Annotated in this window: 21 protein-coding genes and 4 tRNA genes; 12 read left to right on the forward strand and 13 right to left on the reverse strand. The window is 67.9% G+C overall.

Annotated elements, in window-relative coordinates; translation table 11 throughout:
* Positions 1–132: 132 nt before the first annotated feature.
* The 3 genes from WDU99_RS03890 (at position 133) to WDU99_RS03900 (ending at position 5,947) form a co-directional block, all read left to right on the forward strand.
* Entirely contained in the window at positions 133–2,964 is a 2,832-nt protein-coding gene (locus tag WDU99_RS03890) for an aconitate hydratase (protein ID WP_337331138.1), read from the forward strand.
* Between the two features lie 119 nt (positions 2,965–3,083).
* Entirely contained in the window at positions 3,084–5,027 is a 1,944-nt protein-coding gene (gene dxs / locus WDU99_RS03895) for a 1-deoxy-D-xylulose-5-phosphate synthase (protein ID WP_337331139.1), read from the forward strand.
* Positions 5,028–5,035: 8 nt separating this feature from the next.
* On the forward strand, positions 5,036–5,947 hold the full coding sequence (locus WDU99_RS03900; RefSeq protein WP_337331140.1) for a YegS/Rv2252/BmrU family lipid kinase: 912 nt from the start codon (positions 5,036–5,038) through the stop codon (positions 5,945–5,947).
* A 94-nt stretch (positions 5,948–6,041) separates the two neighbouring features.
* Here WDU99_RS03900 and WDU99_RS03905 read toward each other — a convergent pair whose 3' ends face one another.
* The 4 genes from WDU99_RS03905 to WDU99_RS03920 form a co-directional block, all read right to left on the reverse strand.
* Entirely contained in the window at positions 6,042–8,183 is a 2,142-nt protein-coding gene (locus WDU99_RS03905) for a 3-hydroxyacyl-CoA dehydrogenase NAD-binding domain-containing protein (RefSeq protein ID WP_337331420.1), read from the reverse strand.
* 8 nt (positions 8,184–8,191) lie between these two features.
* Positions 8,192–9,397, reverse strand: coding sequence for a thiolase family protein (locus WDU99_RS03910; protein WP_337331141.1), 1,206 nt, complete (start codon positions 9,395–9,397; stop codon positions 8,192–8,194).
* A 73-nt stretch (positions 9,398–9,470) separates the two neighbouring features.
* Positions 9,471–10,664: a ribonuclease D gene (locus WDU99_RS03915; RefSeq protein ID WP_337331142.1), complete on the reverse strand. Its 1,194-nt coding sequence runs from the start codon at positions 10,662–10,664 to the stop codon at positions 9,471–9,473.
* Positions 10,657–11,238: a DUF3000 domain-containing protein gene (locus tag WDU99_RS03920; protein ID WP_337331143.1), complete on the reverse strand. Its 582-nt coding sequence runs from the start codon at positions 11,236–11,238 to the stop codon at positions 10,657–10,659. Before WDU99_RS03920 ends, WDU99_RS03915 begins: the two co-directional genes overlap by 8 nt.
* A 25-nt stretch (positions 11,239–11,263) precedes the next feature.
* On the opposite strand from WDU99_RS03920, the gene WDU99_RS03925 reads away from it, so the two are divergent.
* On the forward strand, positions 11,264–12,433 hold the full coding sequence (locus WDU99_RS03925; protein ID WP_337331144.1) for an alpha/beta hydrolase: 1,170 nt from the start codon (positions 11,264–11,266) through the stop codon (positions 12,431–12,433).
* Between the two features lie 36 nt (positions 12,434–12,469).
* Here WDU99_RS03925 and WDU99_RS03930 read toward each other — a convergent pair whose 3' ends face one another.
* On the reverse strand, positions 12,470–12,901 hold the full coding sequence (locus WDU99_RS03930; RefSeq protein WP_337331145.1) for a SufE family protein: 432 nt from the start codon (positions 12,899–12,901) through the stop codon (positions 12,470–12,472).
* A gap of 19 nt (positions 12,902–12,920) precedes the next feature.
* Positions 12,921–13,817: a sulfurtransferase gene (locus tag WDU99_RS03935; protein WP_337331146.1), complete on the reverse strand. Its 897-nt coding sequence runs from the start codon at positions 13,815–13,817 to the stop codon at positions 12,921–12,923.
* A 129-nt stretch (positions 13,818–13,946) separates the two neighbouring features.
* Between WDU99_RS03935 and zapE the strand changes: the two genes are divergently transcribed.
* Positions 13,947–14,990 (forward strand): cell division protein ZapE, encoded by a 1,044-nt coding sequence (gene zapE / locus WDU99_RS03940; RefSeq protein WP_337331147.1) that lies wholly within the window; start codon positions 13,947–13,949, stop codon positions 14,988–14,990.
* Between the two features lie 112 nt (positions 14,991–15,102).
* Entirely contained in the window at positions 15,103–16,338 is a 1,236-nt protein-coding gene (locus tag WDU99_RS03945) for an ammonium transporter (protein ID WP_337331421.1), read from the forward strand.
* Positions 16,339–16,412: 74 nt separating this feature from the next.
* Here the strand turns inward: WDU99_RS03945 and WDU99_RS03950 are convergent, their stop codons facing one another.
* Both WDU99_RS03950 and WDU99_RS03955 read right to left on the reverse strand, forming a co-directional pair.
* Positions 16,413–17,597 carry a zinc-dependent alcohol dehydrogenase gene (locus WDU99_RS03950; protein WP_337331148.1) on the reverse strand — a complete coding sequence of 395 codons (1,185 nt, stop codon included), beginning with the start codon at positions 17,595–17,597 and terminating at the stop codon, positions 16,413–16,415.
* Positions 17,594–18,901 carry a cytochrome P450 gene (locus tag WDU99_RS03955; protein WP_337331149.1) on the reverse strand — a complete coding sequence of 436 codons (1,308 nt, stop codon included), beginning with the start codon at positions 18,899–18,901 and terminating at the stop codon, positions 17,594–17,596. Before WDU99_RS03955 ends, WDU99_RS03950 begins: the two co-directional genes overlap by 4 nt.
* A 122-nt stretch (positions 18,902–19,023) precedes the next feature.
* Between WDU99_RS03955 and WDU99_RS03960 the strand changes: the two genes are divergently transcribed.
* Positions 19,024–19,635, forward strand: a complete 612-nt coding sequence (locus WDU99_RS03960) for a type II toxin-antitoxin system PemK/MazF family toxin (RefSeq protein ID WP_337331150.1) — start codon at positions 19,024–19,026, stop codon at positions 19,633–19,635.
* Between the two features lie 3 nt (positions 19,636–19,638).
* Here WDU99_RS03960 and WDU99_RS03965 read toward each other — a convergent pair whose 3' ends face one another.
* Positions 19,639–20,253: a YceI family protein gene (locus tag WDU99_RS03965; RefSeq protein ID WP_337331151.1), complete on the reverse strand. Its 615-nt coding sequence runs from the start codon at positions 20,251–20,253 to the stop codon at positions 19,639–19,641.
* A gap of 167 nt (positions 20,254–20,420) precedes the next feature.
* Positions 20,421–20,493: transfer RNA gene (locus WDU99_RS03970), tRNA-Val, on the reverse strand.
* Positions 20,494–20,690: 197 nt separating this feature from the next.
* Between WDU99_RS03970 and WDU99_RS03975 the strand changes: the two genes are divergently transcribed.
* The 5 genes from WDU99_RS03975 to WDU99_RS03995 all read left to right on the forward strand — a co-directional run bounded on the left by WDU99_RS03975 (position 20,691) and on the right by WDU99_RS03995 (position 23,785).
* Positions 20,691–20,763 (forward strand) — tRNA-Gly (locus tag WDU99_RS03975).
* Positions 20,764–20,817: 54 nt separating this feature from the next.
* A tRNA-Cys gene (locus WDU99_RS03980) sits at positions 20,818–20,888 on the forward strand.
* Between the two features lie 27 nt (positions 20,889–20,915).
* A tRNA-Val gene (locus WDU99_RS03985) sits at positions 20,916–20,990 on the forward strand.
* A 282-nt stretch (positions 20,991–21,272) separates the two neighbouring features.
* A complete protein-coding gene (gene thrS / locus WDU99_RS03990; RefSeq protein WP_337331422.1) occupies positions 21,273–23,228 on the forward strand; it encodes a threonine--tRNA ligase in 1,956 nt (651 codons plus the stop codon).
* Positions 23,225–23,785 (forward strand): HIT family protein, encoded by a 561-nt coding sequence (locus tag WDU99_RS03995; protein ID WP_337331152.1) that lies wholly within the window; start codon positions 23,225–23,227, stop codon positions 23,783–23,785. The genes thrS and WDU99_RS03995 overlap by 4 nt, the downstream gene beginning before the upstream one ends.
* Before the next feature lie 54 nt (positions 23,786–23,839).
* Here the strand turns inward: WDU99_RS03995 and thpD are convergent, their stop codons facing one another.
* From thpD to ectB, 3 genes are all read right to left on the reverse strand, one after another.
* Complete coding sequence (gene thpD / locus WDU99_RS04000) at positions 23,840–24,730, reverse strand: ectoine hydroxylase (RefSeq protein WP_337331153.1); 891 nt, start codon at positions 24,728–24,730, stop codon at positions 23,840–23,842.
* A 65-nt stretch (positions 24,731–24,795) separates the two neighbouring features.
* A complete protein-coding gene (locus WDU99_RS04005; protein WP_337331154.1) occupies positions 24,796–25,188 on the reverse strand; it encodes an ectoine synthase in 393 nt (130 codons plus the stop codon).
* A gap of 35 nt (positions 25,189–25,223) precedes the next feature.
* Positions 25,224–26,501 carry a diaminobutyrate--2-oxoglutarate transaminase gene (gene ectB / locus WDU99_RS04010; RefSeq protein WP_337331155.1) on the reverse strand — a complete coding sequence of 426 codons (1,278 nt, stop codon included), beginning with the start codon at positions 26,499–26,501 and terminating at the stop codon, positions 25,224–25,226.
* Between the last annotated feature and the right edge of the window lie 7 nt (positions 26,502–26,508).

Genomic DNA, 26,508 nt, shown 5'->3' on the forward strand with positions numbered 1-26,508 from the left:
TAAATTTCGGGCTTTCGTCGATACCCGGCGCGGCGCACACTGGTAAGGCACACCTTGCTAGCCGCAACGCGCTCTCGGCGAGCAAGATGGAATCGCCTGTCGCTTCCATCAGATTCAGAAGGAGACGGATTCGTGTCCACGGTGAACAGCTTCGGTGCAAAGAGCACCCTGACGGTCGGCAGTACCGACTACGAGATCTTCCGGATTGACACGGTTCCCGGCTTCGACAAGCTGCCGTTCAGCCTGAAGGTTCTCCTCGAGAACCTGCTTCGCACCGAGGACGGCGCGAACGTCACCAAGGCGCAGATCGAGGCGCTGGGCTCGTGGGACGCCTCGGCGGAGCCCAACACCGAGATCCAGTTCTCGCCGGCCCGCGTGGTCATGCAGGACTTCACCGGCGTGCCCTGCATCGTCGACCTCGCGACAATGCGCGAGGCGGTCACCGCGCTCGGTGGAGACCCGAACAAGATCAACCCCCTCTCGCCGGCCGAGATGGTGATCGACCACTCGGTGATCGCCGACCTGTTCGGCACCGAGAACGCCCTCGAGCGCAACGTCGAGATCGAGTACGAGCGCAACGGCGAGCGCTACCAGTTCCTGCGCTGGGGCCAGACCGCCTTCAACGACTTCAAGGTCGTCCCCCCGGGCACCGGAATCGTCCACCAGGTCAACATCGAGCACCTGGCGAAGGTCATCTACGACCGCACCAACGGCGGTGTGCTGCAGGCGTACCCCGACACGTGCGTCGGCACCGACTCGCACACGACGATGGTCAACGGCCTGGGTGTGCTCGGCTGGGGCGTCGGCGGCATCGAGGCCGAGGCGGCCATGCTCGGCCAGCCCGTCTCGATGCTCATCCCGCGCGTGGTGGGCTTCAAGCTCACCGGTGAGATCCCCGCCGGCGTCACCGCGACCGACGTCGTGCTGACGATCACCGACATGCTGCGCAAGCACGGCGTCGTCGGCAAGTTCGTCGAGTTCTACGGTGCCGGAGTGGCCTCGGTGCCGCTCGCCAACCGCGCCACCATCGGCAACATGTCGCCCGAGTTCGGCTCGACCGCCGCGATCTTCCCGATCGACGACGTCACCACCGAGTACCTGCGGCTGACCGGTCGCGACGACCAGGCCGTGGCGCTGGTCGAGGAGTACGCGAAGCAGCAGGGCCTGTGGCACGACCCGAGCAACGAGCCGGTGTTCAGCGAGTACATGGAACTCGACCTGGGTACCGTGGTGCCGTCGATCGCCGGGCCCAAGCGCCCGCAGGACCGGATCCTGCTCTCGGAGGCCAAGGTCCAGTTCGAGAAGGACATCGTCAACTACGCGACGCCCTCCACCTCCGACGACCTCGTCGACCTCGAGTCGAAGCACTCGTTCCCGGCATCCGACCCCGGCGCCGGCCCCGGTGACGAGGACCACGACACCCGCCCGGTGCACATCTCGAGCGGCGTGAACGGATCTTCGAAGCCCGTTCCTGTGACCACGCCCGACGGCGAGAGCTACATCCTCGACCACGGCGCGGTGACGCTCGCCGCGATCACCTCGTGCACGAACACCTCCAACCCGTCGGTCATGATCGCCGCCGGTCTTCTCGCCCGCAAGGCGCGCGAAAAGGGCCTGAAGCAGAAGCCGTGGGTCAAGACCACGCTCGGCCCTGGCTCGAAGGTCGTCACCGACTACTACGAGAAGTCCGGACTCGACAAGGATCTCGAGGGCCTCGGCTTCTACACCGTCGGCTACGGCTGCACGATCTGCATCGGAAACTCCGGCCCGCTGATCGACGAGGTCTCGGCCGCCGTCAACGACCACGACCTGGCCGTCACCGCGGTGCTCTCGGGCAACCGCAACTTCGAGGGACGCATCAGCCCCGACGTGAAGATGAACTACCTCGCGTCGCCGCCGCTCGTGGTGGCGTACGCGCTGGCCGGTTCGATGCACTTCGACTTCGACGCGGATGCCCTGGGCAAGGACAAGGACGGCAACGAGGTGTTCCTCAAGGACATCTGGCCCGCGCCCGACGAGATCCAGCAGATCATCGACTCGTCGATCTCGCGCGAGCAGTTCATCAACCAGTACGCCACCGTGTTCGACGGCGACGAGCGCTGGAAGAACCTGCCCACGCCGACCGGCCCGATCTTCGAATGGGACGAGAAGTCCACGTACGTCCGCAAGGCTCCGTACTTCGACGGCATGCAGATGGAGCTGACGCCGGTCGGCGACATCACCGGTGCCCGCGTGATGGCGACGCTCGGCGATTCGGTCACCACCGACCACATCAGCCCGGCCGGAAACATCAAGATCGGCACCCCGGCGGCGAAGTACCTCGAGGAGCACGGTGTGCGCCAGAAGGACTTCAACTCGTTCGGCTCGCGCCGAGGCAACCACGAGGTGATGATCCGCGGCACGTTCGCGAACATCCGCCTGAAGAACCAGCTGGTCCGCGCGGTCAACGACGGTGTCGAGGTCGAGGGTGGCTTCACCCGCGACTTCACCCAGGCCGGCGGTCCGCAGTCGTACATCTTCGACGCGTGCCAGAACTACGCGGCCGAGGGCACTCCGCTGGTCGTCTTCGGCGGCAAGGAGTACGGCTCCGGCTCATCCCGCGACTGGGCGGCCAAGGGCACCAGCCTGCTGGGTGTGAAGGCGGTCATCACCGAGAGCTTCGAGCGCATCCACCGCTCGAACCTCATCGGCATGGGCGTCGTCCCGCTGCAATTCCCCGCCGGCGAGAGCTGGGAGTCGCTGGGCCTGGACGGCACCGAGATCGTCTCGATCACGGGTCTGGAAGAGCTGAACAGTGGCACCACGCCGAAGACCGTGCGCGTCACCGCTGCCCCGAGCGAGTTCTCGCCCGAGGGCAAGAAGACCATCGAGTTCGACGCCGTGGTGCGCATCGACACCCCCGGTGAGGCCGACTACTACCGCAACGGCGGCATCCTGCAGTACGTGCTGCGTTCGCTGGTCTGAACGTGATCCACGAGGGCTCGGATGCTTCGGCATCCGAGCCCTCGTGCGTCCCGCGATAGACTGGGATGATGCGCGCGGCCAGCCGTGCCGCGCATCCACTGAGTCGCGGAGGAGCGTCCATGCCGATCCTGCCGAACATCACGGGTCCGAGAGACCTCGACGGTCTGTCCCCCGAGCAGCTCGCCGAACTCGCGGCCGAGATCAGGGCATTCCTCGTCGAGAACGTCGCCCGCACCGGCGGGCACCTCGGACCGAACCTCGGCGTGGTCGAGCTCACGATCGCGCTGCACCGGGTGTTCTCCTCACCCGACGACCCCTTCATCTTCGACACCGGCCACCAGTCGTATGTGCACAAGCTGCTGACCGGTCGCCAGGACTTCTCGCAGCTGCGCTCACGCGGCGGTCTGGCCGGCTACCCGCAGCGTTCGGAGAGCCCGCACGACGTCGTGGAGTCCTCCCACGCATCCAGCTCGCTGAGCTGGGCGGACGGTGTATCGCGCGCGCTAACGGCCACCGGACGGGCGGATCGGCACGTCGTGGCCGTCGTCGGCGACGGTGCACTCACCGGCGGTATGACCTGGGAGGCGCTGAACAACATCAGCGACGACAACGAGCGCAATCTCGTGATCGTCGTCAACGACAACGGGCGCTCCTACGCCCCCACCATCGGCGGCATGTCGCGGTACCTCAACCGCGTGCGCACCGCCAGCGCGTACCGCGATCTGCACCGCCGTTCGGATCGCCTCTTCAGGGCGTTCGGACCCTTCGGGCGCGCGATGTTTCGCGGCGTCCGCGGCGGCACGCACGGCTTCCTGTCGCGCTTCACGAACAATGTCGCGCTGTATTCCAATCTCGATATCAAATACCTCGGACCGGTCGACGGACACGACATCCCCGCGCTGCTCGAGACGCTGAGCCTGGCAAAGGACTATGGCGCTCCGGTGATCGTGCATGCCATCACCGAGAAGGGGCGCGGATATCAGCCGGCCCTCGACGACGTGGCCGATCAGTTCCATGCCGTCGGACGCATAGACCCGAAGACCGGTGGTGCGCTGTCTTCGTCCTCGGGTACGGCATGGACCTCGGTCTTCGCCGATGCGCTCGTCGATGTCGGCGCGCGCAATCAGAACGTCATCGCCATGACCGCGGCCATGCTGCGTCCGACCGGTCTCGCGCCGTTCGCCGAGCGCTTCCCTGAGCGTGTGTACGACGTGGGCATCGCCGAGCAGCACGCCGTCGCATCGGCGGCCGGTCTGGCCTTCGGCGGACTGCATCCCGTCGTCGCGATCTACGCCACCTTCATGAACCGCGCGTTCGATCAGGTGCTGATGGACGTCGCGCTGCACAAGGCGGGCGTGACGTTCGTGCTCGATCGTGCGGGTGTCACCGGCCCTGACGGGCCGAGTCACCATGGCGTGTGGGATCTGGCGATGCTGCAGCTCGTTCCCGGCATCCGCATCGCCGCTCCGCGCGACGGCGAGCGGCTGCGCGAGCTGCTCGACGAGGCGGTGGCCGTCGACGACGCTCCCACGGTCATCCGCTATCCGAAGGGCGACGCGCCCGACGAGATCGCAGCGGTGCAGCGGCTCGCCGACGGCACCGATGTGCTCGCCCGCGCCGCCGCCGAGGACGTGCTCATCGTGGCCATCGGCGCGTTCGCGACCATGGGGGTGCAGATCGCCGAAATGCTGGAAGCGCAGGGCATCGGGGCCACCGTGATCGATCCACGGTGGGTGGTGCCCGTGCAGCCCGCCGTGATCGAACTGGCATCGCGTCACCGGCTGGTGATCACACTGGAGGACGGCATCCGCGTCGGCGGCATCGGCACTCGCGTGCGTCAGGTGCTGCGTGAAGCCGGCATCGACACCGGCGTGGACGAGCTGGGTCTGCCCGGTGAGTTCCTCGATCATGCGACCCGCGACGAGATCCTCGCCGACGCCGGGCTCACGGCTGAGAAGATCACCGCTGACGTGATCGCGCAGGTCGGCGGAACCCGCATCCCCGTCGCCAAGGCACCGGGCCAGACCGGTGCGATCGATCTGCCCCTGCACCAGAGCCGCTGAGCTGCGGCATGGAGACTCCGCTCGCCGTAGCGGTGATCGTCAACCCGCACGCGGGCAAGGGGCGCGCGCGGCGCGCCGCCGACGAGGCGATCGCCGAGTTGCGGATGCACGCTGCCGACGTCCGCGTGTACGACGGGGGATCAGCGGCCGAAGCGCGGCGACTCGCACATCACGCGCTCGCGCTGAACCCGGATGTGCTCGTCGTCGTTGGCGGTGACGGCACGCTTTCCGGTCTCGCCGGTCTGCTGATGCAGACCGAGGTGCCGGTCGCCCTCGTGCCCGCCGGGACCGGCAACGACCTCGCGCGCGCTCTGGGACTGCCGCTGCGCGACGCGGCTGCGGCCGCGCGCGTGGCGCTGCGGGGGAGTATGCGCGTGATCGACGTCGGTGAGGTGCACAGCGCGGGTGACGTAACACCTTTCCTCACTGTGGCGGCGCTCGGCTTCGACGCGAAGGTGAGCGATCGCACGAACCGCCTGAGGTGGCCACGTGGCGCGCTGCGCTACTACCTCGCACTCGTCATCGAGCTCATCCGTCTGCGACCGGTGCGCTTTCGCGTCGTCGTGGACGGGGCGGACTCGGTGCCGGCTCCGGGCACGCTCATCGCCGTCGGAAACACCGCGAGTTACGGCGGTGGGATGCCGGTGTGCGTCGGCGCTGAGCCGGACGATGCTCTGTTCGATGTCGTGCACGTGGCGCCGCTGACCAGGCGGCGCCTGCTGCGGCTGTTCCCGCGTCTGCTGCGGGGAAGCCATCTCGGCCTGCCCGAGGTGCGTCACCGACGTGCGCACACGGTGGATGTCTCTGCACCCGATCTGGTGGTCTATGCCGACGGCGAGCGGGTGGGCTCGGACACGTGCCGGATCACGGTGCGCCCCGGAGCGCTTCGTGTGCTGGTCGGCGTGCCGACGCTCTCCTGACCGTCGTCGCCGGTCGGATGCCGTCGCTCGAGCTCCGCACGCAGAACGCCCCGCCCGACCTTTCGGTCGAACGGGGCGTTGCGATCGCCGCGGGTCAGGCGCCGACGCCGCGGATCGGCGGGTTGTGGAACAGGCCGCCCGCCGCGCGCTCGGAAGCGCCCTCGCGATCGAGGTACGGCGAAGCGCCGCCGTCGATGAACGGCCAGCCCGCGCCGAGGATCAGGCACAGATCGATGTCCTCGACCTCGGGCACGACGCCCTCGTCCAGCATGATGCGGATCTCCTGCGCCAGGCCGTCCTGCACGCGGGTGAGGATCGTCTCGGCGGATGCCGGAGTCGAGCCCACCGCACCCTTGAGCACCTTCTCGGCGGCCTTGGTCCAGCCGGTCACGCGGCCGCCCTTGTCCTTCTCCACGACGGCGTCGAGCTCTGCCAGCGCGTGGAAGTTCTCATTGGCGTAGAACCGATCGGGGAACGCCCGCACCATGGTGTCCTGCACGTGGGCCGCGACCTTCCAGCCGACCAGGTCGATCAGCTGGAACGGACCCATCGGCAGACCGAGCGGGGCGAACGCCTTCTCGACATCGGCGATCGGCGTCCCCTCGTAGACGGCACGCGCAGCCTCGCCCATGACCTTCGCCAGCAGGCGGTTCACCACGAAGCCGGGAGCATCCGCGGTGAGCACGGCGCTCTTTCCGAGGCCCTTCGCGACGACGAACGCGGTCGACAGCGCGGCCTCGCTGGTGTGCGGGGTCTTCACGATCTCGATGAGCGGCATGACCGCGACCGGGTTGAAGAAGTGGAAGCCGACCAGACGCTCGGGGTGATCGAGCTTCGAGCCGATCTCCTCGACCGACAGCGACGAGGTGTTCGTGGCGAGGATCGCATCCTCGGCGATGATCTTTTCGATCTCGCCGAACACCTGCTGCTTGACGCCGACCTCTTCGAACACGGCTTCGATCACGAAGTCGCAGTCCGCGTAGAGGCTCTTGTCGGTCGTGCCGGTCACCAGCGAGCGCAGCTTGTTGGCGGTGTCGCCGTCGAGACGACCCTTCGCCTCGAGCTTGCCGATCTCCTCGTGGATGTACGCCACGCCCTTGTCGACGCGCGCCTGGTCGAGGTCGGTGATCAGCACCGGAACCTGCAGCTTGCGCACGAACAGCAGCGCGAACTGGCTGGCCATCAGGCCGGCGCCGATGATGCCGACCTTGGTGACCTTCTTCGCCAGCTGCTTGTCGGGCGCGCCCACCGGGCGCTTCGCCCGCTTCTGCACCAGATCGAACGCGTACATCGACGCGGCGAACTGGTCGCCGGTGACGAGATCGGCCAGCGCCTCGTCCTCTCGGGCGAAGCCCTCCGCCTTCGTGCCGCTGCGTGCCTTGTCAAGCAGATCGAGGGCGACGTACGGCGAACGGGGGACCGTGCCGATCTTGGATTCGAGCATGCCCCGTGCCATCTTGATGGCGACGGGCCACTTCACGGTGCGCTCGATCTTGCCCGGTGCGTTCTTGCGCTCGACCTTCTTGCCGCCGAGCACCGCGTCGGCCCACGCCAGCGAGTTCTCGAGGAAGTTGGCCGCCGGGAAGATCGCATCCATGAGGCCGAGCTCGAAGGCCTGCTGCGGCTTCAGCATCCGATTCTGCTTGAGCGGGTTCGAGATGACCACCTCGAGGGCGTTCTCGATTCCGATCAGGTTGGGCACCAGGTACGCGCCGCCCCAGCCGGGGATGATGCCGAGGAAGACCTCGGGCAGCGCCAGCGCAGCCGCGGAGGCGTCGACGGTGCGGTAGGTGGAGTTCAGCGCGATCTCCATGCCGCCGCCGAGCGCGAGACCGTTCACGAAGGCGAACGAGGGCACGCCGAGGTCGGAGAGCGAGCCGATGACCTTGTGTCCGAACTGCGCGATGAGGCGTGCGTTGTCCTTCGAACCCACCTTGCTGATGTCCGAGAGGTCGGCGCCGGCGGCGAGGATGTACTGCTTGCCGGTGATGCCGACCGCCTGGATCTCGCCCGCGGCAGCGCGTGACTTGAGTCCGTCGAGGGTCTCACCGAGCTCGGTGAGCGTCGCCGGTCCCAGCGTGTTCGGTCGGGTGTGGTCGCGCCCGTTGTCGAGCGTGATGAGGGCGAGCACCTTGCCGGAGGGCAGGCGCACATCGCGCACGGGGGAGTGGGTGATGACCTCTCCCTCGGTGAGCGCCATGATCGGCGAGAAGTCGATGTCGTCGTAGTTGGTCACAGCTGCGCTCACTTCCGCTTCTTGCCGTCGTAGTGCGGGTTCTCCCAGATGACCGAGCCACCCTGGCCGAGGCCGACGCACATGGCGGTCAGGCCGTAGCGCACATCGGGACGCTCAGCGAACTGCGCGGCCAGCTGGATCATCAGGCGCACACCGGATGCCGCCAGCGGATGCCCGAGCGCGATCGCGCCGCCCCACTGGTTCACCCGCGGGTCGTCGTCGGCGATGCCGAAGTGGTCGAGCAGCGAGATGACCTGGATGGCGAAGGCCTCGTTCAGCTCGAACAGGCCGATGTCGTCGATGGTCAGCCCGGCCTTCTTGAGAGCCTTCTCGGTCGACGGGATCGGGCCGATGCCCATGATCTCGGGCTGCACGCCGGCGAAGGCGAACGAGACCATCCGCATCTTGGGCGCGAGACCGAACTCCTTCACGGCGCCGCCGCCGGCCAGCAGCGACATCGTCGCGCCGTCGGTCAGAGGCGAGGAGGTGCCCGCGGTGACGCGGCCGTGCGGACGGAACGGCGTCTTCAGTGCGGCCAGGTCCTCCATCGTGGTCTGGGGGCGTCGGCCCTCGTCCTCGGTGGCGAGGCCCCACGCACCGTCTGCGCCCTTGATCGCGACCGACACGAGGTCGGGCTGGATCTTGCCGGCGTCGTACGCCGCCTGCACCTTGTGCTGGCTGAGCATGCCGAAGCGGTCGGAGCGCTCCTTCGTCAGGTGCGGGAAGCGGTCGAAGATCCGCTCCGCGGTGACACCCATGTTCAGCGCGCCGGGGTCGACCATCTTCTCGGCGACGAAGCGCGGGTTCGGGTCGGCGTTGCCGCCGATCGGGTGGTGGCCCATGTGCTCGACGCCGCCGGCGATGGCGAAGTCGTACATGCCGACGCCGATGGAAGCGCCCATCGTCGTCACACTGGTCATCGCGCCGGCGCACATGCGCTCGACGGCCAGGCCGGGAACGGTCTGCGGAAGCCCGGCGAGGATGGCGACGGAGCGGCCGAGGGTGAGCCCCTGGTCGCCGGTCTGCGAGGTCGCGGCGATCGCGACGTCGTCGATGCGGTCTGCCGGCACTCCGGCGTTCCGCTCCATCAGGCCGATGGTCGCCTTGACGGCGAGGTCATCAGCGCGGGTGTTCCAGTACATGCCCTTTTCGCCGGCGCGCCCGAAAGGTGTGCGCACTCCATCGACGAAGTAGACGTCCGATAGCTCGGCCACTCTGCCTCCAAAGGTTGGGGATGATCCCAGACTAGGAGGGCGCTCGAGTGCGGTGGAATCGGTTGGGTCGAATCTACGAAGCGGTCTCGGTGGCATCCGACGCGGTTTGAGGGGCATCTACAAACGCATCAGCGATCTTCTGTGCAGTATGCGCAATCTGCCAGGGGCGTGCGCCGAGCTCGGAGAGCGCGGCGCCGATGGCCTCGGCGGTGAGTGCGGGCGGATGCCACGCGACGCGGCGCAGATGATCGGGGGTCAGCAGGTTCTCGGTGGGCATGTGCAGCTCTTCGGCAATCGCCTCGACGACCGGACGCGCGGCCTTCAGCCGCAGATCCGCCTCCGGATTGCGGTCGGCCCACGCACGAGGCGGTGGGAGCGCATCGCTGGGAACCCGCTCACGCGGCAACTGCTCCGCCGCCCGACCGCGTTCGATGGCCTCCCACCAGCGATCCAGCTGCGTGCGACTGGCGCGGCCGTTGAACTCCTTCAGCCCGGCGAGGGCCTGCTTCGACGGGGGCGCGGCGAGAATCGCGGCCAGCAGGGACCGATCGGGAACGAGGCGTCCGGGAGCGACGTCGATCTGCTGCGCATACTCCTCGCGCGTCGTCCACAGTTCGCGGGCCACCGCGAGCTGTCGTGCGCCGCGCACCTTGTGCAGGCCGCTGAGGCGACGCCACGGCTCTTCGCGGGGCGGCTTCGGCGCACGGTGCAGCGTGGCATCGAACTCCTGCAGCGCGAACTCGCTCTTCTGCGTCTCGGAGAGCTCGGACGAGAGGGCGTCGCGCACGTCGACGAGATGCAGCACGTCGAGCGCGGCGTACTCCAGCCACGGTTCGGGCAGCGGCCTGACCGACCAGTCGGCGGCGGAATGCGCCTTCGCGAGGTGGATGCCCAGCGTGTGCTCCACGACGGCGGCGAGACCGAACCCGTCGCTGCCCAGCAGACGCGAGGCGAGCTCGGTGTCGAAGATGCTCGGGGGATCGAGGTCGAGCTCTCGCAGTGAGGGCAGGTCCTGGCTGGCGGCGTGGAAGACCCACTCGGTGCCGCCGATGGCTTCCTGAAGGGCGGTGAAGTCGCCGATCGCCGGCGGATCGAACAGGAAGACGCCCGCGTCACGCCGGAACACCTGCACCAGGTAGGCGCGCTGGGAGTAGCGGAAGCCGGATGCCCGCTCCACGTCGACGGCCACCGGGCCGGTACCTTGGGCCAGGGCTCGTGCGGCGTCCTCGAACTCCGTGCGGTCGCTGATCACGGAGTATTCAGCCACGTCCGCCCTTTCTCGCGCCGAACACGGCGACATCCTCAGATCCGGGTGGGAGCCCGGCCAGCATCCCCACCAACTCTGCCCATGCTTCCACATGAGGGCGCAGCGGGGCATCCGGGGTCCACGAGGCGCGCAGCTCGATCTGCGCGCCATCGCCCTCCTCGGCGAGCCCGCCGAAGCCCTTCGACAGCATCTTCGTGGAAGTGCCAGACGCGGCCCGGTAGGCCGCATCCCGCGAGTCGAGTGCGTCCACCAGCCATGACCAGGCCACATCCGCGAGCAGCGGATCCGTGCCGATCTCCGGCTCGAGCGGCGCCTGGGCGAAGGCCACGATGCGCCACGCGCCGTCCCAGGCCGCGGGCTCATCCGGATCGTGCAGCAGCACGAAACGACCGGTGCCGTACGCCGAGTCGCCGTGGTCGTCGGGTCGCACGTCGGCGGCCAGCGCGAGCGAGAACGGCGCGAGACCGCTCGGCGAGGGGATCTCGCGCACGACGATGTCGGCACGGAACGACGTCTCGCGCAGCTCTGCGGCCGCGGCGTCGAAGAGGACAGCGGCATCCGGGTGTGCGGTCACGTGGACAGGCTAGAGTCAGGAGGCGATGAAGAGTCTCAGGCACGCCGTAGCCATCGCCGTCCCTGCCGCCATCGCCGCGGGTGCGGCAGTCGCCTTCGCGGTGTTCAGCACGGCCCGCCGGGTGGTGATGCCGAGCCCCCGCCGCAACGACGTGCAGATCAGGGCCGTCGACACCGGAGCGCAGACCATCGAGCTCGCTCGCACGCCCGACACCGAGCTGCCGGGTCGCTACGGTCTGTTCACCACGGGAACGTACGGCTACGTCAAGCTCGGAGCCGTTCTCAGCGTCGACGCGACCAGTGTGCGCCGCAAGCTGCTCACCCAGATCGAACCCGGCGCGCGCATCGACCGCGACGCGGCGTTCAGCGGCTGGTACTACGTCACGCCCAGTGAGCTGCATCTGCCGTGGGAGAGCGTGCTGATCGGCTCACCGGCCGGTCCGTGTCCCGCCTGGTTCTTCCCGGCATCCGCCTCGGAGACCGCGCCGACCTGGGTCATCCAGGTGCACGGCCGCGGCACGACCCGCTCCGAGTGCCTGCGTGCCGTTCCCGTGTTCCACGGTATGGGCCTGTCGACGCTCGTCGTCTCGTACCGCAACGACGGCGAGGCGCCGCGTTCGCGCGGCGGCGCGTACGCGCTCGGCGCATCCGAATGGCGTGACGTGGATGCCGCCGTCGGATACGCCCTGCGGCATGGCGCGCAGCGCATCGTGCTGATGGGCTGGTCGATGGGCGGCGCCATCGCCCTGCAGACGGCGGTCTCGTCAGGGCATCGCTCGTCGATCGCCGGTGTGGTGCTCGACTCGCCCGTCGTCGACTGGCGCACCGTGCTGCGGTTCCAGGCTCGTGAGGCCGGACTGCGCGAGCCGTTGCCGGCCCTGGCGATGGGGGCGCTCGAGAACTCGATCACGGCACGGTTGAGCGGCGCCGAGAACGCCATCCCGTTCGACCGGCTCGACATGGTCGCACGGGCATCCGAACTGCAGGCGCCGATGCTCATCCTGCACAGCGACGACGACGGCTTCGTGCCGGCGGACGCCTCGCACGCCCTCGCCGAGGCGCGTCCGGACCTGGTGACGATGCCCACGTTCGGCGTCGCGCGCCACACGAAGCTCTGGAACTACGACCAGGACGCCTGGACGTCGGCCATCACCGAGTGGATGCGGGCCAATGGCCTGGCGAGGGACACCGCCTGACGCAGTGTTCTGAACGCCGCAGCGCCGCTGAACGCCTCAGCGCTTCTGCTGGACCTGGTTCTTCGCGCGCATCAGCATCCCCGTCATCCCGCCGATCCGCAACGGTGAGACGACCTTCGTCAGCCCGATGGTCTGCGGGTAGTCGCTGGGGATCGCGAGCACCTCGTCGGGGGTGAGACCGGTGATGCCCTGCGCGAGGATGCTGGCGAAGCCGCGCGTCGTCGGCGCCTCCGGCGGCGCGGTCGCGTGCATGGCGACCACGCCGCCGTCGACCTCGATGTTGATGAACACGGGGGACTGGCACTCGGCGACCCGTTCGTACATCTCTGGATGGTCGGCGAGATGATCGGGAACGGCGGGCAGCTCGTTCGCGAACTCGAGCAGCAGCTCGAGGCGATCGCTCTCGGGCAGCTCGAGGAACGCCTCGCGGAACTCGGCCAATGCGGCGGGGACGTGCGTCTCAGTCATCCCCGCCATTCTCCCACGGTCAGACGGAGCCGGGCTCGGTGCCGGTGGCGATCGGCACCCGCACGGCGCTGCCCCACTCGGTCCACGACCCGTCGTAGTTGCGCACGTTATCGAAGCCGAGCAGGTGCTGCAGCACGAACCAGCTGTGGCTGGAGCGCTCACCGATGCGGCAGTAGGCGATCACGTCGTCACCGGGCCGGAGTCCGGCGCCTTCGAGGTAAATCTCCTCGAGCTCGGCGCGGGGCTTGAAGCCACCGTCCTCGGCGACTGCGCGTGCCCACGGCACGCTCTGAGCGGTGGGGATGTGTCCGCCGCGCAGCGCGCCCTCCTCGGGATAGGCCGGCATGTGCGTGCGCTCGCCCGTGTACTCCTCCGGGGAGCGCACGTCGATCAGCGGACCGCTGCCGAGGAAGGCCAGCACGTCGTCCTTGTACGCGCGCAGCACCGAGTCGTCGCGCTCGACGATGGGATAGTCGGTGGCGGGCCGCTCGGTCTTGTCGGTGGTCAGCTCGCGGCCCTCGGCGATCCACTTGTCGCGGCCACCGTCGAGCAGCCGCACGTCGTCATGGCCGAACAGCGAGAACACCCACAGGGCGTACGCCGCCCACCAGTTGTTCTTGTCGCCGTAGATGACGATGGTGTCGGTGCGCGCGATCCCCTTGCGGCTGAGCAGCTCGGCGAACCCCGCACCGTCGACGTAGTCGCGCACGACCGGATCGTTGAGCTCGGTGTGCCAGTCGACTTTCACGGCACCCGGGATGTGCCCCGTCTCGTAGAGCAGCACGTCTTCATCGGATTCCACGACGACGAGTCCCGGAGTGCCGAGGTTGGCGGCGAGCCACTCGGTGCTGACGAGACGGCCGGGTGCGGCGTACTCGGCGAACTTGGCGGACGAGGTGTCGTGTGCGACGGTCACTGTTGCTCCTCTGGATGCAGGACGCGGGGTAGGGGTATGGACGGCGTAAAGTTGAGCCGTCCCCTTTGACCCTAGATCCCTTCCGGCATGCCCGCACTCGGATCGTAAGACTATGACCTCAGGAACGTGATGACCCAGCAGATCGGCACGGGTGTCGTGCATCTCACCGAGCGCACGCCCGTCGTTACCGGAACCGAGATGCTGGCGAGTCTCGTGCCACCGCCGCAGTTCGACGGCGCGACCTTCGAGAGCTACCGCGCCGACGACGCCTACCCGTCGCAGGAAGAGGCCAAGCAGACGCTGATCCGGTTCGCCGGGCGCGGGGAGCCGGTCAAGAAAGCGGGCCTGTTCCGCCGGGCGCCGAAGGAGACGCCGATGAAGCCCGGCGTGTACCTGGACGGTGGATTCGGCGTCGGCAAGACGCACCTGCTGGCGGCCGTGTACCACGCGCTCCCGGCGCGGAGGAAGTACTTCGGATCGTTCATCGAGTACACGGCGCTGGTGGGCGCTCTCGGCTACAAGAACACGGTCGATCTGCTGCGCGGCGCCGACCTGCTGTGCATCGACGAGTTCGAGCTCGACGACCCGGGCGACACGATGGTGATGACGCGGCTGCTGGGCGAGCTGGTGGCCTCCGGCACCAAGCTGGCCGCCACCTCGAACACGCCGCCGAACGCACTCGGTGAGGGCCGTTTCGCGGCGCAGGACTTCCTGCGCGAGATCCACGCGATGTCGGAGGCGTTCCAGACCCTGCGCATCGACGGCGTCGACTACCGTCAGCGTGCCATCGACGGCACCGCCGTCGTGCTCGACCACGCGGAGTACGCGCACGCGATCGAGCGGGCGGCCGAGTCGGGTTCAGCATCCGACGATGATTTCTCCGAGGTGATCCGGCACCTCGCACAGGTGCATCCTTCTCGCTACATCCGTCTGATCGACGGTCTCGAGCTCATCGGTCTGCGCGATGTGCGCGTGCTCACCGATCAGTCCGAGGCCCTCCGCTTCGTCGCGTTCGTCGACCGCGTCTACGATGCGCAGCTCCCGGTCGCGGCGACGGGGGTTTCCCTGGACGGCGTGTTCGCCGACGAGATGCTCGGGGGCGGCTACCGCAAGAAGTACCTCCGGGCGATCTCGCGTCTGAACGCACTCACCCACTCCCTGGACGCCGCGTAACGCGACGTTCACACCAGGCGCACCCCTGTAACACGCGAGAAACACGGCGCGTCGGCGCCGGAAACACGGCGGTCGCAGACTGATCCTCGTTCAGATGATGAAGGAGGTTGAGATGGATGCTGCGGGCAACATCTCCTGGGTGATCACCGCCACTGCGCTGGTGCTGCTGATGACGCCGGGAGTGGCGTTCTTCTACGGCGGGCTGGTGAAGGCGAAGAGCGTCATCAGCATGATGATGATGAGCTTCGGCGCGATCGGCCTGATCGCGGTGCTGTGGGTGCTGTACGGGTTCTCGATGAGCGCCGTCTCGGATCCCTCCCACTTCGCGGGGAACCCGTTCTCCGACTTCGGTCTCGTCGAGACGTCGGCGGGTGACGGCGCCAACGTGGCTCTGCTGAGCGTGGCGTATGGCGCGACCTTCGCGATCATCACGGTCGCGCTGATCTCGGGCGCCATCGCCGATCGCGCCAAGTTCGGGCCGTGGCTGATCTTCGTCGGCGTGTTCGCGACGATCGGGTACTTCCCGATCGCCGCCTGGGTATGGGGCGGCGGCTGGATCATGAACCTCGGCACCGCACTGTTCGGCGCCGAGAGCGGCATCGCCGTGATCGACTACGCCGGAGGCACCGCGGTGCACATCAACGCCGGTGCGGCGGCCCTGGCGCTCGCTCTGGTGCTCGGCAAGCGCATCGGCTTCCAGAAGGGCATTCAGCGCCCGCACAACGTGCCGCTGACGCTTCTGGGCGCTGCGCTGCTGTGGTTCGGCTGGTTCGGCTTCAACGCCGGTGCGGAATGGCTCTCGGAGGACATGGGGAAGGTCGGACTGATCGGCATCAACACGCTGGGCGCTGCGGCAGCGGGCATCCTCGGCTGGATCCTGGTGGAGCGCATCAAAGACGGCAAGCCGACCTCGATCGGCGCCGTCTCGGGTCTGGTCGCGGGACTGGTCGCGATCACGCCGGCGTGCGCGAACCTGGCGCCGGGCTGGGCGCTGCTGCTGGGCGCGCTCTCGGGCGTGCTGTGCGCGCTGGCCGTGGACCTGAAGTTCCGCTGGGGCTTCGACGACTCGCTGGACGTCGTCGGTCTGCACCTCGTCGGCGGAATGATCGGCACCATCTATCTGGGCTTCTTCGCCACCGGTCAGGGGCTGTTCACCGGCGGTGACTGGCGGTTGCTCGCCGTGCAGGTGATCGCAGCCGGAGGCGTGCTGATCTACTCGTTCGTCGTGGCTCTCATCATCGGCCTGGTGATCGAGAAGTCGATCGGATTCCGGGTCACCAGCGAGGACGAGGTGGCCGGTGTCGACCAGGTCGTGCACGGTGAGGCGGGCTACGCACTCGTGGAGTGATTCCTCCGACAGCGGGAGGCCCGGCGGTGATCCGCCGGGCCTCCCGCTGTCGGAGTCCTCTGCGCGGATCGGGTTCAGCCTTGCGAGGGCTGGAGCACGACCTTGATGCAGCCGTCGTCCTTCTTCTGGAACGTCTCGTACATCTCGGGAGCGCGCTCCAGGGGCTCACGGTGCGTCGTCAGATCGGTGACGCCCAGTGGGTCGGCCGGATCCTCGACCAGCGCCATCAGCTCGGGGATCCACCGCTTCACGTTGCACTGACCCATCCGCAGCGAGATCTGCTTGTCGAACATCGTCTTCATCGGAAGGATGTCGGCGTCGCCGGCGTAGACGCCGCTGAGCGAGACGGTTCCGCCGCGCCGCACGAGATCGATGGCGGTGTGCAGCGCCGCCAGTCGATCGACGCCGGCGTTCTCGAGCAGCGGTCTCGCCAGCGGCCCGGGCAGAAGCCCAGCGGCCTTCTGCAGCGTGGCGACGGCAGGGCTGCCATGAGCCTCGAGGCCGACGGCATCCACGACCGAATCAGGACCGCGGTCCTGGGTGATGTCGAGCAGATACGTGACCACGTCGTCCTCGAGGTCGAACACGTCGATGCCGTGGCGTTCGGCCATCGCCCGCCGCTCCGGTACCGGGTCGATGCCCAGGACCTGGTGACCGCGCGAGCGTGCGATGCGCGCGGCGAACTGGCCCACCGGTCCGAGGCCCAGCACGACGACTGTGCCGTCCGGCGGGACGTGCGCGTACTCGACGCCCTGCCAGGCGGTCGGCAGGATGTCGCTGAGGAAGAGATAGCGCTCATCGGGCAGTTCGGAGCCGACCTTGATGTGGTTGTAGTCGGCGAGCGGCACGCGCAGGTACTCGGCCTGGCCGCCGGGCACCTGGCCGTAGAGCTTCGTGTACCCGAACAGCGCCGCCCCGCTGCGGTACTCGCGCACCTGGGTGGTCTCGCACTGCGACTGCAGCCCGCGCTGGCAGAACCAGCAGGTGCCGCACGCGATGTTGAAGGGGATCACCACACGGTCGCCCGGGCTCAGCATCCTCACCTCTGATCCGACTTCGACGACCTCGCCCATGGTCTCGTGACCGAGGATGTCGCCCGGGTCGATGAACGGGCCGAGCAGCTCGTACAGATGCAGGTCGGACCCGCAGATCGCCGTGGAGGTGACCCGGATGATCGCGTCGCTGGGTTCGACGATCGTCGGGTCTGGTACGTCGTCCACTCGCACGTCCCGCTTTCCCTGCCACGTCAGCGCCTTCATGATCTGGTCCTCTCTTTCCTGCTCTGTGCTTCTCGTGCACCAGCCGCGTGCACGCAGCCCCCGGATGAGGGCATGGTCGGCAGCCGTCGGCGGTCCACATCGAGGCCTCTGCCGGTGATCGCCACGCGAGGGTCGCTCATCGCCGCGATCGCGGCGGACAGTCCGGCGATGGCGAGCTTCTCACCAGGGCATCGGTGTCCGGTGGCGACATCGGCACCGCCGTGCGGGATGAACGCGTCGATGGCCTCGTAGTCCGGGTGCGCCAGGAAGCGCTCGGGACGGAACTGCGTCGGGGCATCCCAAGAGACTTCGTCGAGGTCGGTGCCGAGGATGTCGATGACGACCCGACCGCCCTTCGGGGCGTGCTGCCCGTCGAGGTCGATGTCCGTGATGGCACGGCCGGGAAGCATCGGCACGAACGCTGCGGTGCGCCGGATCTCCTGTGCGAAGGCGACGGCCGACGCGCCGCCAACGAGCTGCCCGCGCTCGCTCGCCTCCGCGTGTATCCGCGTGCGCCATTCGGGCTCATCGTGCAGTCGCCATGCGGCGAAGGCGACGAACCGTGCCACGGCGACGAGCGGGCGGATGCTGTTCTGCAGCTCCACACCGGCGAGGCGGCTGCTCAACAGCTTCCCGTCGGGAGCACGGTGCCAAGCCCACTCGCACAGTGCCGTACCCGGTGGAGGTCTCAGCGCTCCGGTCCGCACGGCGTGGATCAGGCGGGAAGCCCGGCGATCGGACCAGATGCGGTTGAACAGGGCGGCGGCGAAGCCGGGCGTGAAGGGGCGGCCGAAGCCGTCGACGATCTGCGCGAGACGGGCGGCGAAGCGCTCGCGCGCCTCCGTCGTGCCGGGAAGGCCCGCCCATCGCATCCCCGCCCGCCCGAACGCACCGACCGCTGCCTCATAGGCGCTGCGGTCACCGCCTTCGACCCACTCGTCGAGTGTGCGGCGCCATTCCTCTTCGAGCAGCGGATGGAGACGGAGTGCCTGCGCATCGTCGTAGGCGACGCGGAGGAAGGTCGACTTGCGGTGGCGGTGCTCGTCGCCGTCCAGACTGTGCACCGAGCCGTGTCCGAACAGGGTCTCCTGCACGAACCGCGGCATGACGCCGTGGCGCGCGACGCGCTCCTCGTCGTAGAAGACCCGCACCCCCTCGGCCCCGCGCACGAACATGGCGCGGTGCCCGAGCAATCGCATGGGCGCGGCGCGCGCTCCGGCGCGCACGCGCGACCAGATGCGCGAACCGAGGTCGTATCCGTGCACGAAGAGCAGGGGAGCGTCGTCAGCGATCCTGTGGAGCATGTCCTCAGCTTGCGCGCGCCGACAGCGCCTGAAAACGGGGGCGCTTATCGCTCACGATTGTGGTAGCGCGGACCGAGACCTGACGGCTCCAGCGACGGTTCGCCGCTGGATAGGGTGGGCAGGTGAGTTCGACGAACAAGATCCTTTCCGCCCTCGGTGGCGTCCTCAAGCGGATGCTGAGCACGCAGGCTCCGTCCGGTGAGCCACCGCGGCGACCGGACGCGAAGCTGCGTCCGGACGGGCGGGGGAGTGCGGATGTCCGCGGGGCGCGGCAGGGCCGCCGTCATGCCGATCCCGGCGACTTTGAGGCGGGTCGGATGCCCGGGGCTGAGACGGTACAGGTCGATCCGGAGCGCATCCGGGATGTCGCGGTCGGGTACTCGCCGTCGCGCAATGACGTTCCCGACTCTGGGGAGGTCATCTGGACCTGGGTCCCCTACGAGGAGAACGACGGACGTGGCAAGGACCGGCCCGTGCTGGTGATCGGTCGCCACACCGCAGACCGCGTGTTCGCGGTGCGGATGACCAGCAAGCCGCACGACGGTGATCGCGACTACCTGTCAATCGGGTTGGGCGGCTGGGACTCGCGCGGGCGGGAGTCGTGGGTCGACATCGAACAGCTGTACAGCGTGCACCACGAGGGCATGCGCCGAGAGGCCGCCGTGCTCGACGCCGGTCGCTACGGTCGCATCGCTCAGGCGCTGATCTCGCGGTACGGCTGGGCTCGCGAGTAGGGGTCAGTCCCTCTCTTCCGACGAGTCCTCGTCGGTGTGCCCGGTATCGCCCTCGGGGTTCTCGCCGGTCGTCTCGGTCTTGACCGCGGAGATCTCGAACTCGAGTGTGATCTTCTCGGAGACCAGCACTCCACCCGAATCGAGGGGCGTGTTCCACTCGAGACCGAAGTCGCGACGGTTGAGGCGCCTGCTGCCCTCGAATCCGGCGCGCAGTTCACCGTACGCGCCGGTCTCAATACCGACCAGCGCCAGCGGGATCATCACCTGACGCGTCACGTCGCGGATGGTGAGGTCGCCGGTGACGCCGAACGCACGGTCATCGACCTCTTCGATGTGCGTGCTCACGAACGTGATCTCGGGCCACTTCTCTGCATCGAAGAAGTCGGCGCTGCGCAGGTGCTCATCACGCTGGGCGTTGCGGGTGTCGATGCTGGTCACATTCATCGTCACCTTCGCCCACGAATTCTCGGGCTTCTCGGTGTCGACGTGCAGATGTCCGGTGACGTCGTTGAACGCGCCACGCACGGTCGTGACCATGGCGTGCTTCGCAGAGAAGCCGATGCGGGTGTGGGCCGGGTCGAACTCCCAATCACCGTTCACTTTCTCGTGGTCGATCACACTGAACTCCTGTTCGCTCGCGCGGTGGGTGGCGAGATATCGGGTCGATCGTACCCGTTTCGCCTGGATGACCGGGGGAGGACTTCACCACAGTACAGCGCCGGCGCGGTGCCGCAACATGGAAGAACCCCGCAGGCGTGGCCTGCGGGGTTCTGGTGGTCGTGCGGTGGGCGATGCCGGACTCGAACCGACGACCTCTTCCGTGTGAAGGAAGCGCGCTACCAACTGCGCCAATCGCCCCTGTGTGGTTGTGGTGTGCACGGTGGCACAGGTAGAAAGCATACCCGATTCGGAGGGCTCCACCCGCACGGTGGCGGTGCCCGGGCGTGGCGCATGACCCGGGGCGAGGATGACACGCCCGACTGCGCGATGCGGTTTGGTGATGGGCCGATCCTGGGCTAATGTATTTCAAGTGCCCGGGACGCCGGGAACGAAATGCGGATGTAGCGCAGTTGGTAGCGCATCACCTTGCCAAGGTGAGGGTCGCGAGTTCGAGTCTCGTCATCCGCTCGAGTGCAGGAGCCCCTTCGGGGGCTTCCGCATGTGGGTTCGAATCCACCTCGCGGTGGCGTGGCCGAGAGGCTAGGCACCGGCCTGCAAAGCCGTTTACACGGGTTCGAATCCCGTCGCCACCTCTCTGCACAATTTAATAGCCTTCACAGGCGCGATTGGCGCAGCGGTAGCGCGCTTCCCTGACACGGAAGAGGTCACTGGTTCGATCCCAGTATCGCGCACCACAGAAAACCCCGGCTCAGCCGGGGTTTTTGCGTTAACGACGGGCCGTTCGATGCAGAACGCGTAGACTCGGCACGTGGAATCCGTGTCGACCCCTCTCGTGACCTCTGTCACCGGCGTCGTCTCGCGAACTACGAGGGCCTGAGCGGGCAGGGCGCGATGCGCCCGCAGCTGAGCCGACCCCTTCCATCCTCTATCTGGAGAAACCCGTGTCAGACAACGCCCAGCCCACCGCCGACGAACGCGATGGGTTCGCCCTGTTCACCGATCGGTCCGTCGTCGCCATGACCGTCAACGGCGAGCTGAAGGATCTCGCTGCCACCGTCACCGAGGCGGACGTCGTCGAGCCGGTCACCATCGACAGCCCGGTCGGACTCAGCATCCTGCGCCACTCCACCGCCCACGTACTCGCGCAGGCGGTGCAGCGCATCCGTCCGCAGGCGAACCTCGGCATCGGCCCACCCATCACCGACGGCTTCTACTACGACTTCCGCGTCGACGAGCCCTTCACCCCCGAAGACCTCAAGGCGATCTCGAAGGAGATGCAGCGCATCATCCGCGAGGGCCAGCGCTTCACGCGCCGCGTCGTCAGCGAGGATGAGGCGCGTGCCGAGCTCGCGAACGAGCCGTTCAAGCTGGAACTGATCGAGCTGGCCGGCGGTCCGGGATCGGGCGCTTCGACAGGCTCAGCGACCGAGATCGCCGAAGGGGCGTCCGCCGAGATCGGCGCCGGTGAGCTGACGATCTACGACAACGTCACCAAGGACGGCGAGGTCGCCTGGAAGGACCTCTGCCGCGGCCCCCACGTGCCGGGCACCCGCATGATCGGCAACGGCTGGGACCTCACCCGCGTCGCCGCCGCCTACTGGCGCGGCAGTGAGAAGAACCCGCAGCTGCAGCGCATCTACGGCACAGCGTGGCCCACCAAGGACGAACTGCGCGCGTACCAGGAGCGCCTCGCCGAGGCCGAGCGTCGCGATCACCGCAAGCTCGGCGTCGAGATGGACCTGTTCTCGTTCCCCGATGAGATCGGCTCGGGCCTGGCGGTGTTCCACCCCAAGGGCGGCATCATCCGATACGAGATCGAGGAGAACCTGCGCCGGCACCTGCTGCGCAACGGCTACGACGTCGTCAACTCGCCGCACATCACCAAGAAGGACCTCTTCCAGACCTCGGGTCACCTGCAGACCTACGCCGACGGAATGTTCCCCCCGATGCACCTCGACGAGACGGTCGACGACGAGGGCAACATCACCAGGCAGGGCCAGGACTACTACCTGAAGCCGATGAACTGCCCGTTCCACAACCTCATCTTCCGCTCGCGCGGTCGCAGCTACCGCGAGCTGCCGCTGCGTCTGGCGGAGTTCGGCACCGTGTACCGATACGAGAAGAGCGGAACGCTCTCGGGCCTGACCCGCGTGCGCGGACTGACCCAGGACGACGCGCACGTCTACGTCACCCAGGATCAGGTGCGCGAAGAGCTCACCACCAACCTCAACCTCGTGCTCGAACTGCTGCGTGACTACGGCCTCAACGACTTCTACCTCGAACTGTCCACCAACGAGGAGGGCAACCCGAAGTTCCTCGGCGAGCCCGAGCAGTGGACCACCGCGATCGACACGCTGCGCGAGGTCGCCGTCGAGTCAGGCCTCGAACTCGTCGACGACCCGGGCGGAGCGGCGTTCTACGGCCCGAAGATCTCGGTGCAGGCGCGCGATGCCATCGGCCGCACCTGGCAGATGTCGACGATCCAGCTGGACTTCAACCAGCCCGAGCGATTCGAGCTCGAGTACACCGGGCCCGACGGGCAGAAGCACCGCCCGGTGATGATCCACCGTGCCCTGCTCGGCTCGGTCGAGCGCTTCTTCGCGATCCTGCTCGAGCACTACGCCGGCGACTTCCCGCTGTGGCTGGCTCCGGCGCAAGTCGTGGGCGTGCCGGTCGCCGACGACTTCGCCCCGTACCTGGACGACGTCATCGGCCGGCTGCGCGCCGCGGGCATCCGAGCCGAGGTCGACCACTCCGACGACCGGATGCAGAAGAAGATCCGCAACCATACCACCGCCAAGGTGCCGCTGATCCTGATCGCCGGCGCCCAGGACCGCGATGCGGGCACCGTGTCGTTCCGATTCCGCGACGGCTCGCAGCAGAACGGTGTGCCGATCGCGGAGGCGATCGAGCGCATCCGCAGCGCCGTGTCGAGCCACGCACGGGTGATGACCGCCGAGGATCTTGCATGACAGACCCCTCGACAGGCTCAGCGAGCCAGTCTGAGGACGCCGGCCGCCTGGCCGGCGTCCCGGACGAGTTCCAGCGGCTGTGGACCCCGCACCGGATGGCGTACATCCAGGCGGGGCCGGAGCCGCTGCGCGAGGAGTGCCCGTTCTGCGAGGCGCCGAAGCACGACGACGCCGAGCGGCTGATCGTCGCGCGCGGCGAGACGGCGTACGTGCTGCTGAACCTGTTCCCGTACAACTCGGGGCACCTGCTCGTCTGCCCGTACCGCCACATCGCGACCTACGATCAGGCGACCCCTGAGGAGGTCGCCGAGATCGGCGCACTGACTCAGACGGGTATGCGCGTACTGCGCGGGGTGTCGCGCTGCGACGGCTTCAACCTGGGCATGAACCAGGGTGCCGTCGCCGGCGCGGGGGTGGATGCCCACCTGCATCAGCACATCGTGCCGCGATGGTCGTCGGATGCCAATTTCTTCCCGATCATCGCGAAGACGAAGGCACTCCCGCAGCTGCTCGGCGAGGTGCGGGAAGCCGTCGCGGGCGCCTGGCCGCAGGCCTGACGCAGTGTGGGGCGGGATGTGCGGCAGCAACCAGCCCCACACTCGCTCTGGCGCTCAGCGCAGCGGCGTGACGTTCTCGCGGTGGGCGATGTGCTCCGGTCGCGGCGCGGGCGCGGCGTAAGGCTGCACCAGGGCATTGTCGACGCTGTTGAACACCAGGAAGATGTTCGACCGCGGGAACGGCGTGATGTTGTTGCCCGAACCGTGCATGATGTTCGAGTCGAACCACAGCGCCGACCCGGCAGCACCCGTGAACTGGTCGATCCCGTACCGTTCTGCCAGCGAGGTGATGTCGCTCTCGCTGGGCACGCCGACCTCCTGCGCCTGAAGCGACGACTCGTGGTTGTCGGCCGGCGTCGCTCCGACACTCGAGACGAACGTCTTGTGCGACCCGGGCATGACCATCAGCCCGCCGTTGAACGGGTAGTTGTCGGTCAGGGCGATCGAGCAGCTCACCGCCCGCGGGATGGGCATGCCGTCTTCCGCATGCCAGGTCTCGAAATCCGAATGCCAGTAGAACCCGGTACCGCGGAAGCCCGGCATGAAGTTGATCCGGGTCTGATGCAGGTACACGTCACTGCCGAGCAGCTGCCGCGCCCGGTCAAGCAGGCGCGGATCGCGCGTCAGCCGATCGATCGCCTCGCTGAGCTGCTGCACGGCGAACACCGATCGGACGGCGCCCGTCTGCCGCTCCCGGATGACGCGTTCGTCTCGGGCGAGCTCGGGGGCATCCGACAGACGCTGCAACTCGGCGGAGTAGGCCGCGATCTCCTGTGCATCGAGGAAATCGTCGATCACCGTGAAGCCGCGTGTCTCATGTGCCGCCAACTCTTCCGCGCTGAACGGCCCCGATCCCGCGTCGCCCCACACGGTGGGGTGCTCGCGGGTGAGGGGCGCCTTCGGCTCGGACAGCCGGGTGGGATACAGATCCTGGTCAGTGGTCATCGTCATCGTCCTTCTCCCGTTCTCTTCGTTTCACCGCTGGACTGCGGCTGAGGATGGATCCGCGGTCAGGCGGGCTCGGTGACGAGCGGATACACGCCGTTCTCGTCGTGCACCTCGCGGCCCGTGACCGGCGGGTTGAAGACGCACACCGTGCGCATCTGCGTGCGCGGACGCACCCGATGCCGATCGTGGTCGTTCAGCAGATACAGCGAACCCGGGGCGAGCTGGTGAACCTCGCCGGTCGCGAGGTCCTCGATCTCACCCTCGCCTTCCACGATGAACACCGCCTCGATGTGGTTCTGGTAGCAGAACTCCGATTCCGTGCCTGCGTACAGGGTGGTCTCGTGCACCGAGAATCCGGCACCCTCCCGGGCGAGGACGATGCGCTTGCTGCGCCAGTTCTCGGACTGGATGTCGGCGTCGGTGTCGGTGATCTGGTCGATCGTGCGAACGAGCATGGGGATCCTCTCGAGGATGAGTGTGTGCGGGGTGGTCAGGCGGCGAGGACTTCGGCGACCGAGGTCTCGATGATGTCGAGTCCGCGATCGAGCTCGGCGTCGGTGATCGTGAGCGCCGGCAGGATCTTCATCACCTCGCCGACGGGCCCGGAGGTCTCCATCAGCAGGCCGCGTTCGAATGCGGCGCGGCAGACAGCATCCGCCGTCTCGCCATCGGCGAACTGCAGGCCGCGCGCGAGACCGCGCCCCTTCGAGACGAGGTCGGCCTCGCCGTGCCGCGAGACGATCGCGTTGAACCGTCCCTCGACGCGGGCGCCCTTGCGGATCGTTGACTTCTCGAGCGCATCGTCCTGCCAGTAGGTGCGGATCGCCTCGGTCGCGGTGGCGAAGGCCGGCGCGATCCCTCGGAAGGTGCCGTTGTGCTCACCCGGCTCCCAGATGTCCAGCTCCGGCCGCACAAGCGTCAGCGCCATCGGCAGGCCCGATCCGCTGATCGACTTCGACAGGCAGATCATGTCGGGCACGATGCCGGCCTCCTCGAAGCTGAAGAAGCCTCCCGTGCGGCCGCAGCCCATCTGCACGTCGTCGACGATCAGCAGGATCTCGTGGCGCCGGCACAGGTCGGCGAGACCGCGCAGCCACTCCGCGCGCGCGGCGTTGATCCCGCCTTCGCCCTGCACCGTCTCGACGATGACCGCGGCGGGCAGGTTGAGCCCGCTGCCGCTGTCGGTGAGCAGCCGCTCGAAGTAGAAGAAGTCGGGGTAGTCCTGGTTGAAGTAGTCGTCGTACGGCATGGGCGTGGCATGCACGAGGGGAACCCCGGCGCCGCCGCGCTTGAGCGAGTTGCCGGTCACCGACAGGGCGCCGAGCGTCATGCCGTGGAAGGCGTTGGTGAAGTTCACGACCGATTCGCGGCCGGTCACCTTGCGGGCGAGCTTCAGCGCCGCCTCGACGGCGTTCGCGCCGCCCGGCCCGGGGAAGACCACGCGGTAGTCGAGGTCGCGGGGCGCGAGGATGCTCTCGGAGAACGTCTGCAGGAAGTCCCGGCGTGCGGTGGTGAACATGTCCAGCGAGTGGATGATCCGGTCGTCCGCCAGGTAGCGGATGAGCACCTCCTTCAACGCCGGGTTGTTGTGGCCGTAGTTCAGGGCGCCGGCGCCGGAGAAGAAGTCGAGGTAGTCCCGCCCCTCCTCGTCGAACAGGGTGCTGCCGACCGCGCGGTCGAACACGACGGGCCAGGACCGTGAGTAGCTTCTGACCTGGGATTCGAGCGACTCGAAGATCCCGAGGTCATCGGTGGTGGAGATGGACATTGCGCCT

The organism is Microbacterium bandirmense (assembly GCF_037204185.1).
Lineage (GTDB): Bacteria > Actinomycetota > Actinomycetes > Actinomycetales > Microbacteriaceae > Microbacterium > Microbacterium bandirmense.